16 protein-coding genes are annotated in these 14,240 nt (G+C 44.3%); 7 read left to right on the top strand and 9 right to left on the bottom strand.

Annotated features, from left to right (window positions below):
• Position 1 precedes the first annotated feature (1 nt).
• Positions 2-601, top strand: a complete 600-nt coding sequence (locus tag WC227_03665; protein ID MFA6963786.1) for an MBL fold metallo-hydrolase — start codon at positions 2-4, stop codon at positions 599-601.
• 170 nt (positions 602-771) lie between these two features.
• Here the strand turns inward: WC227_03665 and WC227_03660 are convergent, their stop codons facing one another.
• The 7 genes from WC227_03660 to WC227_03630 form a co-directional block, all read right to left on the bottom strand.
• Positions 772-1,509 carry a hypothetical protein gene (locus tag WC227_03660; protein MFA6963785.1) on the bottom strand — a complete coding sequence of 246 codons (738 nt, stop codon included), beginning with the start codon at positions 1,507-1,509 and terminating at the stop codon, positions 772-774.
• Positions 1,510-1,671: 162 nt separating this feature from the next.
• Positions 1,672-2,013, bottom strand: a complete 342-nt coding sequence (rplT, locus tag WC227_03655; protein ID MFA6963784.1) for a 50S ribosomal protein L20 — start codon at positions 2,011-2,013, stop codon at positions 1,672-1,674.
• Between the two features lie 17 nt (positions 2,014-2,030).
• Positions 2,031-2,213, bottom strand: coding sequence for a bL35 family ribosomal protein (locus WC227_03650; protein ID MFA6963783.1), 183 nt, complete (start codon positions 2,211-2,213; stop codon positions 2,031-2,033).
• Between the two features lie 15 nt (positions 2,214-2,228).
• A complete protein-coding gene (gene infC, locus WC227_03645) occupies positions 2,229-2,750 on the bottom strand; it encodes a translation initiation factor IF-3 (GenBank protein MFA6963782.1) in 522 nt (173 codons plus the stop codon).
• Positions 2,751-2,966: 216 nt separating this feature from the next.
• A complete protein-coding gene (locus tag WC227_03640; GenBank protein ID MFA6963781.1) occupies positions 2,967-3,743 on the bottom strand; it encodes a C39 family peptidase in 777 nt (258 codons plus the stop codon).
• A gap of 63 nt (positions 3,744-3,806) precedes the next feature.
• Complete coding sequence (locus WC227_03635; GenBank protein MFA6963780.1) at positions 3,807-4,577, bottom strand: hypothetical protein; 771 nt, start codon at positions 4,575-4,577, stop codon at positions 3,807-3,809.
• A gap of 65 nt (positions 4,578-4,642) precedes the next feature.
• Positions 4,643-5,113 (bottom strand): polymer-forming cytoskeletal protein, encoded by a 471-nt coding sequence (locus tag WC227_03630; protein MFA6963779.1) that lies wholly within the window; start codon positions 5,111-5,113, stop codon positions 4,643-4,645.
• Between the two features lie 235 nt (positions 5,114-5,348).
• Here WC227_03630 and uvrA point away from each other — a divergent pair, with 235 nt between their 5' ends.
• The 4 genes from uvrA to WC227_03610 all read left to right on the top strand — a co-directional run bounded on the left by uvrA (position 5,349) and on the right by WC227_03610 (position 11,346).
• Positions 5,349-8,174, top strand: a complete 2,826-nt coding sequence (gene uvrA / locus WC227_03625) for an excinuclease ABC subunit UvrA (GenBank protein MFA6963778.1) — start codon at positions 5,349-5,351, stop codon at positions 8,172-8,174.
• A 20-nt stretch (positions 8,175-8,194) separates the two neighbouring features.
• Entirely contained in the window at positions 8,195-8,530 is a 336-nt protein-coding gene (locus WC227_03620; protein MFA6963777.1) for an ASCH domain-containing protein, read from the top strand.
• Between the two features lie 144 nt (positions 8,531-8,674).
• A complete protein-coding gene (locus WC227_03615) occupies positions 8,675-10,003 on the top strand; it encodes a GNAT family N-acetyltransferase (GenBank protein MFA6963776.1) in 1,329 nt (442 codons plus the stop codon).
• A gap of 143 nt (positions 10,004-10,146) precedes the next feature.
• Positions 10,147-11,346: a PLP-dependent aminotransferase family protein gene (locus WC227_03610; GenBank protein MFA6963775.1), complete on the top strand. Its 1,200-nt coding sequence runs from the start codon at positions 10,147-10,149 to the stop codon at positions 11,344-11,346.
• A gap of 72 nt (positions 11,347-11,418) precedes the next feature.
• On the opposite strand, the gene WC227_03605 is transcribed toward WC227_03610, so the two are convergent.
• Positions 11,419-12,027 carry a CYTH domain-containing protein gene (locus WC227_03605; protein ID MFA6963774.1) on the bottom strand — a complete coding sequence of 203 codons (609 nt, stop codon included), beginning with the start codon at positions 12,025-12,027 and terminating at the stop codon, positions 11,419-11,421.
• Between the two features lie 142 nt (positions 12,028-12,169).
• On the opposite strand from WC227_03605, the gene WC227_03600 reads away from it, so the two are divergent.
• Together WC227_03600 and WC227_03595 are read left to right on the top strand one after the other, a co-directional pair.
• Positions 12,170-13,315: an NADP-dependent malic enzyme gene (locus tag WC227_03600; protein ID MFA6963773.1), complete on the top strand. Its 1,146-nt coding sequence runs from the start codon at positions 12,170-12,172 to the stop codon at positions 13,313-13,315.
• Between the two features lie 16 nt (positions 13,316-13,331).
• Positions 13,332-13,772, top strand: a complete 441-nt coding sequence (locus WC227_03595) for a YbhB/YbcL family Raf kinase inhibitor-like protein (protein MFA6963772.1) — start codon at positions 13,332-13,334, stop codon at positions 13,770-13,772.
• A 65-nt stretch (positions 13,773-13,837) separates the two neighbouring features.
• On the opposite strand, the gene WC227_03590 is transcribed toward WC227_03595, so the two are convergent.
• On the bottom strand, positions 13,838-14,167 hold the full coding sequence (locus WC227_03590; protein MFA6963771.1) for a hypothetical protein: 330 nt from the start codon (positions 14,165-14,167) through the stop codon (positions 13,838-13,840).
• Between the last annotated feature and the right edge of the window lie 73 nt (positions 14,168-14,240).

The following is a 14,240-nucleotide window of genomic DNA, read 5'->3' as shown; positions in this document are numbered from 1 at the left end:
TATGGCAGAGATCAAAATAGTAGTTCAGGGTGTTCATGGCAAGGCGATAGAAGGTAAACTTCGGATTGGCTCAACTACGACGCTTATCAAGTCGGACCAAAATATCCTTGTCGACGCGGGCTATTTCGGAGACAAAGATGAATTAATTGCGGCATTGGCCAAGGAGAACCTAACTCCCGATCAGATCGACATCGTCATTCTGACCCATATGCATTTGGACCACGTGGTCAACACATATTTGTTTGAAAACGCCAAGATATTCTGCAAACTCAGGAAAGATTATATCGGCCAATACCATATTCCAAAGGAGAAAAGCGTACAGAGATCTGAGATTATCGATGGGACGGAAATTGCCAAAGATGTTTCGATACTGCTAACTCCAGGCCACACCGAAGATCACATCTCAGTGCTAGTAAACACTGACGAGGGAAACATTGTCATCGCTGGCGATGCCATGGCCGATGAAAGTTTTGCCGATATGGAAGTGAATCCACCACTGGCAAATAATTTAGTCGATTACGACGAAAGCCGGAAGAAAATTCTCGCAGTCGCAGACTATATAATTCCTGGTCACGGTGACAAATTTCAAGTCAAAAAATAATTACTTATCTTGATACAAAAAATCCCCCGATAATCTCAGGGGATTTTTTAAAAAGTAGATCTCTCGCTACCTATTAGCTCAACGATTTGAGATAAAAGGGGCGGAACGCTGCTTTGTGCAGCGTCTCGGATCCCCGTGCCAAATTTGGCACAGAACGGTAATTTTTACGGTCAGGGCAAGGAGACAATACGGAAGTAGAGACGGTCGAAGAGATCATTGGTATATTCGACCGTCAAGGAAAAGCAAATTATTTGCTGCCCCGATTTGGTTTCCTGTTGTCTCGCTGGGTTAACATCAAGAAGACGTAAGCTGTCAAAGACACTTTCCATGTTCATCTGTGTGCCGAAGGTGATTACGCTTTCACTGCATTTCATGCCATCGCCAATTTTGACAAGGTCAATACTGCCCCATGGCAATTTTACGATAGAAAAAAAACTGTTACTGGAATCACCCCAATCGCGCCATTCTCCACCGAATACCTGGATTATTTTCGACCCAATTGCGACAGGATCATGGGCGCCGTATCCAATGCCAGTAATTGTTCCGTAGAGGGCGTTCATCGTTCTGGCTTGCTTAGTGGCCGCGTAACACTCCCATATTGCACGGGCTTTATCACGGTCTTTCTTGCAAAAATCTTTCGTCGCGCCGAGTCCGCGCTTGTTTTGAGACATAAACAGGAAAGCTTGCGCAATGTTGTTGGCCAAAGATGCGACCGGTGTGTGATGGGAACGCTCAACATAGATAATGCTTAAAGCAATATCATCCGTATGGTACCTGTATGCCAAAAGACTTAAAGCGTATTCAATCGCCGGCACTCTTTGCAACTCTGGGCGATCGTGCTCTAACAGCAGTCGCTTCAGCAGGATTTCTTGCAGACATATTCTGTCTGTTAAATTTTCAATGGTCATATCGACCTCCTCTTCACGATAAACAGTCGGCCTAACCGCCGTTTCCGTGACTCTAATTTATACAATAATCTAGAGATGTTGTCAACAGTTACAAGTAAAAAATGATTGTTTTTTTATTCAAAAAATCCCCAGACATTGTCCGAGGATTTTTTTATAGTGCGACTATTTGACTTTTTTGACCACTGCTTCGAATTCAGCTGGGTGGTTGGTAGCGAGATCAGCTAGGAATTTGCGATTGAGTGTGATGTTTGCTTTCAGAAGCTTGTTGATGAACTGAGAGTATGAAATGCCGAAGCTTTGAAGTCCTGCGTTGATGCGGACGATCCAAAGTGAGCGGAAGTTGCGCTTGTTGACCTTACGATCACGGTAAGCGTAAACGCCAGCTTTAAGAACGGCTTGCTTGGCAAGTTTATAAACTGACCTTCGGCGTCCTTGGAAGCCCTTGGTCTTTGCTAACATTTTGTTGTGTTTGGCTCGTCTGACGACGCCAGTTTTGACTCTCATTTTTTCTCCAAAAGAATTTAGCTATAAGGAGTCAATCTCTTGACTCGTCTCTGATCTGCGTGAGCGACAACCAAGTCAGTCTTTGTAGGATTGGCCTTGTGGGAGAGAAGATGGCTCTTGGCTGATTTGACTCGTAAAAGCTTACCAGTTGCGCTAGTCTTGACTCTTTTGATTGTTGCTTTGTGTGTTTTTAATTTCATAATATTTTTAAATCTTTATGATTGCTTAACTTCTTTTTTCACGACGAGCATTCCAACGATCTGATTGCCTGCTCGAACTGGGTTTCTCTCATACGAAAGGTTGGCCATCTCGGCGAACTTAGCAAATACCCCTAATCCGATCTCGCCAAGGGCGTTTTCTCGGCCGCGAAGTCTCATCGAAACTTTGACTTGGTCGCCATCTGCAATGAATCCATTCGCCTGTTTGGCTTTGTATTCCAGATCGTGGTCGCCAATCTTAAAAGTAAGTCGTATCTCCTTCAGCTCTGTTTCCTTGTGCTTTGCCCGACTCTCTTTTTCCTTTTTGGCCAAATCGTACTTATACTTGCCGAAGTCCATAATTTTGCAGATCGGTGGACGATTTGTAGGATTGATCTCAACGAGATCAAGGCCTTTTTCATTCGCGATGGCTAAGGCCTGGTCGAGGGACAAAGTTCCAAGGTTCGTGCCTTCGTCGTCGATCACAATTATGGGTGAAAAACGAATTTGTCTATTGGCACGAAGAAACCGTGGTTTGATACTGGACTCCTTTTTATTCTTAATACAACACTAAAATAGCACAAAACTTGGCATAGGTCAATATTTTCTTAGGAAGTATCAACGCTCAAGTATCAATGATCATCTAAGCATCGAAGTGATTAATTTCTTAATTTTTGAAATTGATACTTAATTGCCCTAAAAGGGTCCCTTTGGGAATAATTGACCATTGATCTTTGATCATTTACTAATGATTATTTATTTGGCGAAAACCAGGATATTCTTCTCGCCATTTAGAATATTATCTGGATTCCAATCGTGGAGAGCATCGATCAGCGTTTCCGGCGTGTACTGATAGCCTTCACCCTTGCGAGTGCCTGGATCGTTGGTGATGAAGTTGCCGTTTTCGAATCCTTTTACCACCAACATGTGATAATTCGGCCCGCCGTTCTTGAAATTTGGATTATTGAGCAATTTACCGGCGGCTGGCAGGATGATTACTTTGCTCTCGGCTAGCTGGTCCTTCAGAATGTCGCTTGTTACGTTGGGAACAATCTGGCCGGAATTCATGCCATAATATTCTTTTGCAATATTATTGAGCTCTTCGAGCGTGATACTCGTGCCAAGCCCTTTGGACTCCTCGAATTTAATCAGATCATTAATTTCTTGGTCGGCAGAATCAATGCTCTCGATCTCAGTGCCATCGATATAACGGTGGGCCATGATCAGGCTCGCTTCTTCGCAGGCATCTTCATGCAGAGCGTCCCAGACAGATTTTGGCGCTTGAGAGGTGAAGGGGACTCCGAGTAGGACCTTCGCTGGCTTTGCCGTTGTTTTTACCTCCGCAACTCTTGGAGCTGGGGCCGACTCGTTCGTGGTGCTTGGCTCCGGGTAAGGAGCCGCAGGGGCTGGATAAACAATTTGTTCTGTTCCTGCAGGTATCGTTTCGGTCTTTGGAATTTCACGCGCTTCGCGCCATCTCAAAAACAAAATCGTCAAAACTGCCAGAACCACGACAGTCAGGGAAGCGAACACAATGAGTAATAGCTTTTTTCTTTTTCGCCTGATAAGTTTCCTTTTTCTTGAGTACGGGAGATTTTATTCTAGGATGACACTCTTTTTGCCGATGATTAAACGCAAATCTTCGTCTGAGCTCTCGACCAACTGAGGAGTTTTGGCTATCGCGTGGCCCTTTGAGGCGAGCGGAATCTGAGAGCTTGTGAAAAGTCGGAGTGAGCGGCCTCGAAAAAGGGAAAAACTGCTTTTGTGGTCATCTTTGCCCATGCCGAGAAAATTTCCAATTCTAGAGAGCATATTTTGTTCTGGAGCAACACTTTCGAATACGACATCGAGAAAGTCTGGTCCGATCTTCGTAATTTCAGGGTTGAAGTTAGAGATAACCAGTTTGGTTACCTTAGCCTGGACCATATAATCTCGAAATTCGATCGTTATCTCAGTCGGTCCCTTCAACGCCAACTCCAAATCAGTCAAAAATCCGCTACCATTTGCGGTTTTGCCTATTTTCATAGTGGTAATCTTGCGATATCTTAGGTTCTCCGCGCCTTCGCGCCAGGTTTTCGCTCCGATAAGGGCGGTGAGCTCGGCCGAAGCTTCGAGCGGAATCATACCCATCGCTTCTTGTCGCCCGCAAAGGCGACTGGCAATCGAATTCGCCAAATCATCACTGCCGATTCCGACGATAGTGTTATATTTCTTGGAGATGCCCAAGTCGACAAGCTCCTCGGTGGTGTAGGCGGCCGAAGGATAGGTAAATTCTCCGGAAATGCCAAGAGAAGACAAGTAGCTTTTGATGTCAGTTACGAGTGTCTTATTCTTGCATCTCTTGATATCGAAAATATAATAGTACATTATTCAAAATTCAAAATTCAAAATTCAAATCTCAAAACAGAAAATTGAAGGCGAACTTGAATTAATTATTTTTTGCTAAAGAAGCCTAGCTTGTCGGAAGATTCTGGTTTGTCGGCTAATTTGCTCTCTTCTTCAAATACGTTTGTGGCTGAATCCTTCTCAGTTTCTTCGTCCTTGGCGTCTTTCTTGGCCTCAGTGTCTCCTGCGGCAGAAGTAGCTGGCATCAAGCTCTTGCCAACAAAAGCAGCGCCTTCTTTGATAATCAAAGTTTTGGCCTTCAAATCTCCAACGATTCTGCCTGTCGGATTGATCTCAAGTTTCTCAGAAGCTTCGATAGTGCCGATAACTTCGCCGGAAACTTCTATCTTCTTGGCGATGACTGGGCCTTTGATCTTGGCTGAATCGCCAATCACAATGTTCTCATCACTCTTCACTTCCCCCTCGACACTGCCGTTGACTTGGATCGAACCTTTGTTATAAAGGTTGCCCTTTAGCGTCACATTGACGCCGATGATGGTGTCGATGTTGTTCTCCATAACTTGCTCCTATTTATAAATATTTTTTTGTTATCGATTGCTTTTCTTACTATATAAATAAAACGCAAAAAAATGCAAGCAATTTCATCCGCAAGGTGGGCGAAAGGAGGCCACGATTGAAATACTTGACTGAGAGTGGTATAATTTTGCGGATCAATTTTCACCTGCGAAGCAGTACGGAGCATTGATAAGAATAAACATTCGTAATTTGAATAATTCGTAATCCATTATTTCCATGCATAATATAAAAATTACCGGTGCAAGGGAACACAATTTGAAAAATGTCTCGCTCGAAATTCCGAGAGATAAGTTTGTCGTGATTACCGGCCTTTCCGGTTCAGGTAAATCCTCCCTTGCTTTCGACACGATTTATGCAGAGGGACAGCGCAAATATGTTGAGTCGCTCTCTTCTTATGCACGACAGTTTCTCGGCATGATGGAAAAGCCAGACGTTGATAGTATCGAAGGTCTTTCACCAGCCATCTCGATAGATCAGAAATCCGCTTCTCGCAATCCTCGCTCTACTGTCGGCACTATCACCGAAATATATGACTATTATCGTCTCCTATTCGCACGAGTTGGCATCATCCACTGTCCGAAATGTGGCAAAGCAGTGGTCAAGCAAACCGTTGGCCAAATTGTCGATACTATTATCAGAGAAAATACCCAGACTCGTCGCCTGGCCGTCTTGGCGCCAGTAGTCGAGGACAAGAAGGGCGAGCACAAAGATGTCTTCGCCAAAATCTTGAAATCTGGCTTTTCTCGTATCCGGATCGACGGCACCATCATGGACCTCGAAGAGGCGGAGAACAAAGAAATTGACAAGAACAAACGTCACAATATAGAAATTGTAGTCGACCGCGTGATATTGGAAGCTGATAATATTGATGATTCGACCAAAAGCCGACTTTATGATTCGATCGAGAAGGGGCTGAAAGAATCAAACGGCAAGATTATTATTTTTGATTTCGAAAAAGAAACAGATCAATCATTTTCTGAGCAACACTCCTGCCCTGATTGCGGAATTTCGATGCCAGAAATCCAGCCCCGCTCATTCTCTTTTAACTCACCTCACGGTGCCTGCAAGCATTGTCAGGGCCTGGGCGTCAAGTCAGAGATCGAGCCACATCTGATATTGCCAAACCCCAAATTGACACTGAGCGAGGGCGCAATCAGACCATGGTCACGTAATATCGGTCATCCAGGTTGGTATTTTCGCACTATGGAAAAAGCGGCAGAGAAGTACGGCGTCGATTTAAATATACCTGTCGGAAAACTTTCGAAAGATTCGCTCAACCTGATTTTGTTTGGTGCAGGAGAGGAAATTTTCAATGTTGGTGGGTATGAAACAAAGTATGAAGGTGTCATACCAAATATGGAACGCAGATATAAGGAAACTGATTCCGACTATATCAAGACCGAGATCGAGAAGTATATGATCGTCAAGAAATGCCCGATATGTGGTGGAGCCAGACTTCGACGTGAGGTTTTGGGGGTCAAAATATATGGCACAAATATCTCGACTCTTTCGGATATGACTATCAGCAAATCAATCGCTTTTTTCAAAGAGATTGATGGCAAACTCACACCAAATGAGAAACAGATTGCCAATCTGATCACCAAAGAAATCATGCAGAGACTCCAATTTTTGGAAGATGTTGGATTGTCCTATCTCACTATCAACCGAAGCGCCGCCACTCTAGCTGGTGGCGAAGCTCAACGTATCCGATTGGCTACCCAAATCGGCTCAGGGTTGATGGGAGTCCTCTATATTCTGGACGAGCCTTCGATTGGTTTGCATCAGCGAGACAACAACAGATTGCTCGCAACCCTGAACAACCTGCGTGATCTTGGTAATACTGTGATCGTGGTTGAGCACGACGAAGATACGATCAAATCAGCTGATTGGGTCATTGATGTCGGACCTGGAGCAGGGGAGCACGGGGGAAAAATTGTAGCTGAAGGAAGCCCTGAAGTAATCATGGCCTGTCCCGAATCAATCACTGGTCAATATCTCTCCGGTAAGAAGAAGGTTACAATTCCAAAAATTCGCAGACCAGGCAGTGGCGAATTTGTTGAAATTATTGGTGCGACCGAGAATAATCTGAAAGATGTTTCTGCTAAGATTCCACTAAATACTTTCACCTGCGTCACTGGCGTCTCTGGATCGGGTAAATCTACTCTGATCAACGATATCTTGGCCAAGCATATGTCCAAAGTTTTTCACCATGCCAAAGTAGAGCCAGGCCAATTCAAAGAGATCAAAGGGCTGGAGTATCTAAACAAAGTGATCGATATCGACCAATCTCCGATTGGTAAGACCCCAAGGTCAAATTCAGCCACCTACACTGGAGTCTTCAATCTCATTCGTGATCTATTTGCCGCTACTTCTGAGGCCAAAATTCGCGGTTACAAAGCTGGCCGCTTCTCCTTTAATGTCAAAGGCGGAAGATGCGAGAAATGCCGTGGCGAGGGCGTGATCAAGATAGAGATGCATTTCCTACCAGACGTTTATATCACTTGTGAAGAGTGCAAAGGCAAGAGATACAACTCCGAAGCGCTCGATATTCACTTCAAAGGCAAGAACATTGCTGATATTTTGGCTATGACGGTAGACGAAGCGACGCAATTTTTCAAAAATATTCCTCAAATCTATCAAAAATTGAGCGTCCTCTCTGAAGTTGGTCTTGGCTACATCAGACTGGGCCAACCAGCTACGACCTTATCCGGCGGTGAAGCCCAGAGGATCAAACTAGCCTCTGAATTGGCTCACCGTGGCACAGGCAAGACTTTTTACATCCTAGACGAGCCGACGACCGGCCTTCATTTCGAAGACGTCAACAAGCTGATCGGAGTGCTCAAAGCTCTGGTCGACAAAGGTAACACAGTCTTGGTGATCGAACACAACCTCGATGTTATCAAATCAGCCGATCATATCATCGATCTGGGTCCCGAAGGTGGGGATGGCGGCGGTCAGATAGTTGCCACTGGCACGCCAGAAGAGATCGTAAAAGTCAAAGCATCATACACCGGCCAATATCTGGCCAAACTTCTAAATTAGCAGCTAAACATGGAATTATTATGCCAGATCACAAGATGAGCCTGCAACCAAAATACTTCAAAAAAATCGCATCGGGCGAGAAAAGCATAGAGTGCCGTCTTTTTGACGAGAAACGTAAGATGATCAAGGCTGGCGATTTTATAGATTTCGAGAATGTCAAAAGCCACGATATTTTTAGAGTTAAAGTAACTGAACTAATATACAGTAAGACTTTCGCCGAACTAATTGATCAAGTTGGAGTAGCAGCGGTAGGGGGCTCGGACAAGCAAAATTTTCTTGCCGAATTATATGAATTCTACACTCCGAAACAGGAGTCAAGTCTCGGCGTAGTAGGCATCAAGATCGCACTATTGTAGAAATGTACTATCCGTAGCAGGGCAAGAGGGAGGATTTTTTTGTTGACTAAATTAGTTTCTTATGTTATAAGAATGTTACCCCGCAAGGGAGTTTCCAGTCGCTCAAACCAAAGCATGGTTAGCGACAGACGAAGGAGGCTGTACATGGCCGAACTTTGCATAAGGGAAGCGATAAGTGCTGACCTTAAAACTGTTATCGAGTTGATGAAAGAAGCACTCGAACCTTACTACGGTGGCGACCATACGTCGCATGCCGAGCGGATTTTTCAGACCCACATTTCCGGTGGGGTTGATGCTATCGGACATTTCTCCAAAGAACAGAAAATGTTTGTCGGTTGCGTCGACGACGAAGTTGTCGGGATGGTTCATGTGGTTGGCAAGAGACAGGGTACGTACAAAATCAGTCCGCTGATCGTATCGCCACATTTCCGCTCGACCAAAGGTTATGGTAGCCAGCTTCTCGCGAAAGCAGAAGAGTATGCCGAATCCAACGGTGCGAGGCAGATTTACTGCACTGTTGCAAAACAGAATACTTTAGCTCTGGGTTTTTTCCTCAGGAAAGGTTATCTGATCGCTGGTGAGTCTGACAGTCACTACAAGATTGGGATTGTTGAGACGATGCTCTACAAGCTTATTGCGGACACATCAAGCTGTGATATCGAGGAAGCGTTAAATATCTCGGTAATTCCAATGGAGCTGAGACACGAAGACCAGGTACGCAAGTTGATCCTTGAAAATCTAAAGTCGTGTTTTAACGGTATTGATGATTCTTGGGTCGGCTCGCTTTTTGAAGGGTACTACAGACGTGGTACTGGCGACATTAACACAAAATACAAATTGGTGTATGTCGCTGTTGATCGAGAGAACAATGTTTTGGGCGTTGCGGGAGCAACACCCAAAAAGGGAGAACCGATCAAGGTCATGCCTCTGTGCGCGAACAATATCTGCGCAATGATCGCTCTGCTCCGAGACCTACCATTCGTTCTTTCGGCATATGGACACAAGCTTTATATCCATATCGTGCCGGGTGTAGAAGAGACGATTGTCTTACAAAAGCTTGGTTGGAGCTTGGATGCCGCAATGCCTGCTGCATATCATCCACGAAAGGTGACACAGCAGTGGAGTTTCAAAGTTGGAGGGAATACAGTGAGAACCATAAGAGTAAAGAACCATCTCTTAAGACAAATTACGTCTGGCCAGAAAACCATCGAAGTGCGTGTTGGGTATGATAATATCAAAACTATCCGACCGGGCGAGGACATTCTCCTTGCTTCCAGCACAGAGCAGAGCGTGATCCATGTGAAAGACGTTCGTGTCTACGGTGACTTTGAAGAGATGCTGAATGTGGAGGATCACACCAAGATTGTCCCAGACAAAAATTGGGATCAGGTCCTCTGGCTACTTCGAGAGATTTACTCAGAAGAACGTGAGGCCCTTGGGGTCTACGTCCTCGAAATCGAAGTCAAAAAATAAATCAATCGCAAGGCCGCCTATCTAGGAGGCCTTTTTTAATGTACACATTTGTCGAGTAAATATGTTAAAGTACCATTAAAATAAAAGATAACCTTATTACCGAAATCTAGATTATTAATGAAATAAGCAGCATGTCATACGAAATGTTTGATATACACGATAGAATACATATCAGCGCGGGGTTACCCTGTGTTTCAGTACTTCCATTTTCGAGAATAATCAACCAAATGTCTCTTGATTTATCAAAGGAAAAAGATCCGAATCTTCTACAATATGGATTCTCTTCAGGCTATCCAAGATTTAAGAGAATACTCGCAAATTTTATTGGGGGTAAAGAGCGAAGAATTCTGAATCCAGAGAATCTATTTATTACCAACGGCGCGACACATGGGATTCTCTTATCAATCATCTCGCTTTCTGGAGGCAGGGCATCAGTAATCATGGAGCGACCGACCTATTTTCCTATGATAGACTTATTTAAAGAATTAAACCTCAGTTTGCATTTCGCAGATATGGACTCGGAGGGTATTTCGGTGGATATGATTTTGTCGCATCTACGAACTATTCCTCATGAAGAAAATGTATTCATCCATGTCACGCCTTTCTTCCAGAATCCAACAGGCGTGTGTATGAGTAAGGATAGGGCTAGAAAATTGGTTGAAATAATCAAAGAAAACAAGAACACCTGGCTCTTAGTTGATAACGTCTATAAATATCTCAATTTTGCAGAAATAGAATATGACGATATTTTGTCAAAGGATTTGGGCAGAATAATTAACATCGGATCATTTTCAAAAATATTCGGTCCAGGAGTAAGGCTTGGGTGGATAGAGGCAGAGAAATCCGTTATTGAGAAAATTTCCGAAAGTGGATACGTACAGAGTTCAGGCGGTTTTAACCCCATATCGGCGAGATTAATGGAGGGGATTATCCAGAATCAAGATATGAATATGATCATCGAAATCTGGGTTAAATTTCTAAAGAGAAAGCAAAAAGAACTTGTTACAGAATTAAGGGATATTTTTCCCAAGTCTAGCTTTCGTACCCCTGCCGGGGGTTACTATATTTGGACCGATCTAAAAGAAGATCTGATTGCCGATGACAAATTTAGGCAATTTGCAAAGGACAAAAAGGGCATCGTATTTGTTCCTGGCATTAAATGTGCCGGAGACAGCAACCATTTCAGGACATATTTGAGATTTGGTTTCGCCACTTATAAAGATGATGAATTAATAACCGGCATCAAGAAGCTTAAAGAAGCTATTATTGAGTTCAACGCTTCCGGGCATTCAGCGTTAGGTCATACAATAAATCTGCCGAATGAATCTACTGGCCGAAAGTAGCGGTTATCACGCTATAGCGTCCAATCCGCCACCAAAAAATAGTTCTTGGCAGATGATTAGCACGAAAAATTTTTAGATCAAGAACTTATCGAAGTATCCTGGCGTGTACTTTTCAAAATCAAAAACCTGGTTGGCTTCCTTATTGAGAAGATCGATATAGTCCAGAAATCCCTTCTGGTCAAACGGCTCTAGGCCCAAATCTTTGCAAACTTCCAGAATTTCTTGGTAAGCCTGCTTCGAATTTTCCTCGGTTGACATCTTCTCGGCCTCGAAATAGTAGCTATGGTTTGGTACAGTCACGATAGCGAACTCAATGCCTTTATAATCGTAGACTTCACTCTCTCTGATAGCCATCATCCCTTTTCTCATGTTCATGGCAGCAAAAGCTTTGACTAGCTCCTCGAAGCTGCCCTCCTCTGTCTTGATAGAGATTTCTTCTCTACGCTCGTCCACTCCCCAATTGCCAAGTTTGACAATTATTTCGGGCTGGCCATTGGTAGTTCGGAGGCGGATATCCCTGTCCCTGTCTCCGAGCTCTTGGCCCGGAATAAATGAAGAATAATCTATTAGCAAACGTTTTTTGGATTCTTTGAGCCTCCCATCTTTGGCGAATAAAGTTTTAAGCCGCTCTACTTTTTCTTTGGGCAGCATGCCGCGTACTTCAACTTCAATATTTTTCATTCGATTCGTTCCGTTTATTTTGTAAAGTTATATATATTATATCTGAAATTAATCAGATTATTACGAGCAGAGCAAGGATATGCCATTTGACCTAATTTGTGCTAATCTTATGATGCGAACTATTAAAGAATTTTGGAGTTATATGATTGATTATGGACAAGCGTCGATAGACGCCAGAAAAAAGAAAAATGTATTGAAAATAATCCCAAATGTTGAGGTCAAAACTAGAGACGATCTCTCAACTTTCTATACTCCTGGAATTGCCAAAGTTTCTCTCGCCATCGCAGAGGACAAATCTCTAGCCAAGACACTGACAATCAAGCGTAACTCTGTCGCCATCGTTTCTGACGGCAGCGCCGTTCTCGGCCTTGGCAATATCGGCCCGGAGGGAGCTATTCCGGTGATGGAAGGCAAAGCCTTGCTCATGGCTGAATTTGCTGGTCTTGATGCCTTCCCGATCTGTTTGGCGACCCAGGACACCGAAGAGATCATACGAAGTGTGAAAAACATCGCACCAGTTTTTGGCGCGATCAATCTGGAAGATATTTCCGCCCCACGCTGTTTTGAAATCGAGCGAAGATTGCAAGATATTGGTATCCCAGTCATGCATGACGATCAACATGGCACAGCCGTGGTTGTGTTGGCCGGTCTCATCAATGCGCTCAAAGTGGTGGGCAAAGACATCCAAAATGTCAAAATTGTTATCTCTGGCGCTGGCGCGGCCGGAACAGCGATAACTAAAATATTACTTGATTATTCGGAGAGCAGAGCACAAATTATTGTTGTGGATCGACAAGGTTCCATTAATCTCGATCGGCCAGGCTTATCTCCAGAAAAATTAGAACTAGCAAAAATCACAGACAATCAGACGCCAGGCAGACTCGAAGAAGTAATCCGAAATGCAGATGTCTTCATCGGAGTCTCGGCACCAAATTTGTTAAATCAGGAAATGGTTGCCTCGATGGCCAAGGACGCGATCGTCTTCGCCATGGCCAACCCAACGCCCGAGATTGATCCAAACGTGGCCAAAGGTGCTGGCGCTCGTGTTGTGGCAACAGGAAGATCTGATTTCCCCAATCAGATCAATAACGTCTTGGCTTTCCCCGGAATATTTCGCGGAGCGCTCGATGCAAACGCGGAGAGGATTACCGACCAAATGCTTCTGGCCGCAGCCATGGCATTGGCTAATTATGTCGAGAATCCAAGCGAAGAGAATATAATCCCGAGTCCGCTAGACCGAGGAGTAGTTCAGTCAGTCAGCGAAGCAGTCAAAAGGGCAGCAAAATAATATTGGAGGAGGCAAAATGAATTTTGGATCTATTGATTTCGAAAATGAGGGCGGTATTCCTGAGAAATTTACCTGTGACGGCTTGAATATCAATCCAAATTTTTTCTTTGACGATGTACCAGAGGAGGCAGAAAGTCTGGCTTTGATGATGGAAGACCCAGATGCGCCTGACGGTGTCTGGACTCACTGGCTGGTCTGGAATATCTCGCCAGAGTTGACTGATCTCGAACAGGGCGGAGTGCCAGAAGGAGCAGTCGAAGGAATTAATAGCTCTGGAGGAGAGGGCTACCAGGGCCCATGTCCGCCAAGCGGAGTTCATCATTATACTTTTCACCTATACGCTCTCGACACTACTATCGATCTCGACAACCAATCCGGCCGTGACGATTTCATGGCGGCGGCCGAAGGCCATATCGTGGCCGAAGCAGAACTCATGGGCACATTTGGTAGGCAATAAAATACCAGAGCAGGCTTGCTCTGGTTAAGTGTGAAGGAATGCACAATTGTGCGAAATTTTGGCATTTAGTAAAACGCATATGCGCCGTTTCCGGACGGTGGCAGAGAGACAATCAACTTTATCCACGGAGTCCACAGAGCGAAGCCTTTCACTCCCCCTACCAAAAGCACAGTAAGTATGGATCCCCAACACGCAGCGTCAATGAAGGGTCCCCACGGTTGATCCGCGCGATAATGCATCTTAAGCGCTAGAAGCATGATCGCAATTGCAGCCAAGCAAATAATTAGCGTTTGAACCTTTGGCGATATATACAATATTGTACTGAGCCAAAGCCATATCTGGAAAAATACTACCAGACCAAGTGCCATAAAAGGCACCTTAACTTTTAGGGTCATTTTTCAACCCTCCTCTGCCATATTTATACAATAAAGGCACTATCTATTCAAGGGATCTAAACTCAAATCTCAC

It is taken from the genome of Patescibacteria group bacterium, assembly GCA_041671645.1.
In the GTDB taxonomy this organism is placed as follows: Bacteria; Patescibacteriota; UBA1384; order XYA2-FULL-43-10; family 1-14-0-10-43-13; genus JBAZBD01.
Note: the sequence above shows the minus strand (reverse complement) of the source record. Positions and strands in the feature narration are given on the sequence as shown.

Bases quoted from the DNA above. Each gene is read 5' to 3' on its own strand.
- WC227_03665 (MFA6963786.1), top strand. From the start codon at position 2: ATGGCAGAGATCAAAATAGTAGTTCAGGGTGTTCATGGCAAGGCGATA.
- WC227_03660 (MFA6963785.1), bottom strand. From the start codon at position 1,509: ATGACCATTGAAAATTTAACAGACAGAATATGTCTGCAAGAAATCCTG.
- rplT (MFA6963784.1), bottom strand. From the start codon at position 2,013: ATGAGAGTCAAAACTGGCGTCGTCAGACGAGCCAAACACAACAAAATG.
- WC227_03650 (MFA6963783.1), bottom strand. From the start codon at position 2,213: ATGAAATTAAAAACACACAAAGCAACAATCAAAAGAGTCAAGACTAGC.
- WC227_03635 (MFA6963780.1), bottom strand. From the start codon at position 4,577: ATGTACTATTATATTTTCGATATCAAGAGATGCAAGAATAAGACACTC.
- WC227_03630 (MFA6963779.1), bottom strand. From the start codon at position 5,113: ATGGAGAACAACATCGACACCATCATCGGCGTCAATGTGACGCTAAAG.
- uvrA (MFA6963778.1), top strand. From the start codon at position 5,349: ATGCATAATATAAAAATTACCGGTGCAAGGGAACACAATTTGAAAAAT.
- WC227_03620 (MFA6963777.1), top strand. From the start codon at position 8,195: ATGCCAGATCACAAGATGAGCCTGCAACCAAAATACTTCAAAAAAATC.
- WC227_03615 (MFA6963776.1), top strand. From the start codon at position 8,675: ATGGCCGAACTTTGCATAAGGGAAGCGATAAGTGCTGACCTTAAAACT.
- WC227_03610 (MFA6963775.1), top strand. From the start codon at position 10,147: ATGTTTGATATACACGATAGAATACATATCAGCGCGGGGTTACCCTGT.
- WC227_03605 (MFA6963774.1), bottom strand. From the start codon at position 12,027: ATGAAAAATATTGAAGTTGAAGTACGCGGCATGCTGCCCAAAGAAAAA.
- WC227_03600 (MFA6963773.1), top strand. From the start codon at position 12,170: ATGATTGATTATGGACAAGCGTCGATAGACGCCAGAAAAAAGAAAAAT.
- WC227_03595 (MFA6963772.1), top strand. From the start codon at position 13,332: ATGAATTTTGGATCTATTGATTTCGAAAATGAGGGCGGTATTCCTGAG.
- WC227_03590 (MFA6963771.1), bottom strand. From the start codon at position 14,167: ATGACCCTAAAAGTTAAGGTGCCTTTTATGGCACTTGGTCTGGTAGTA.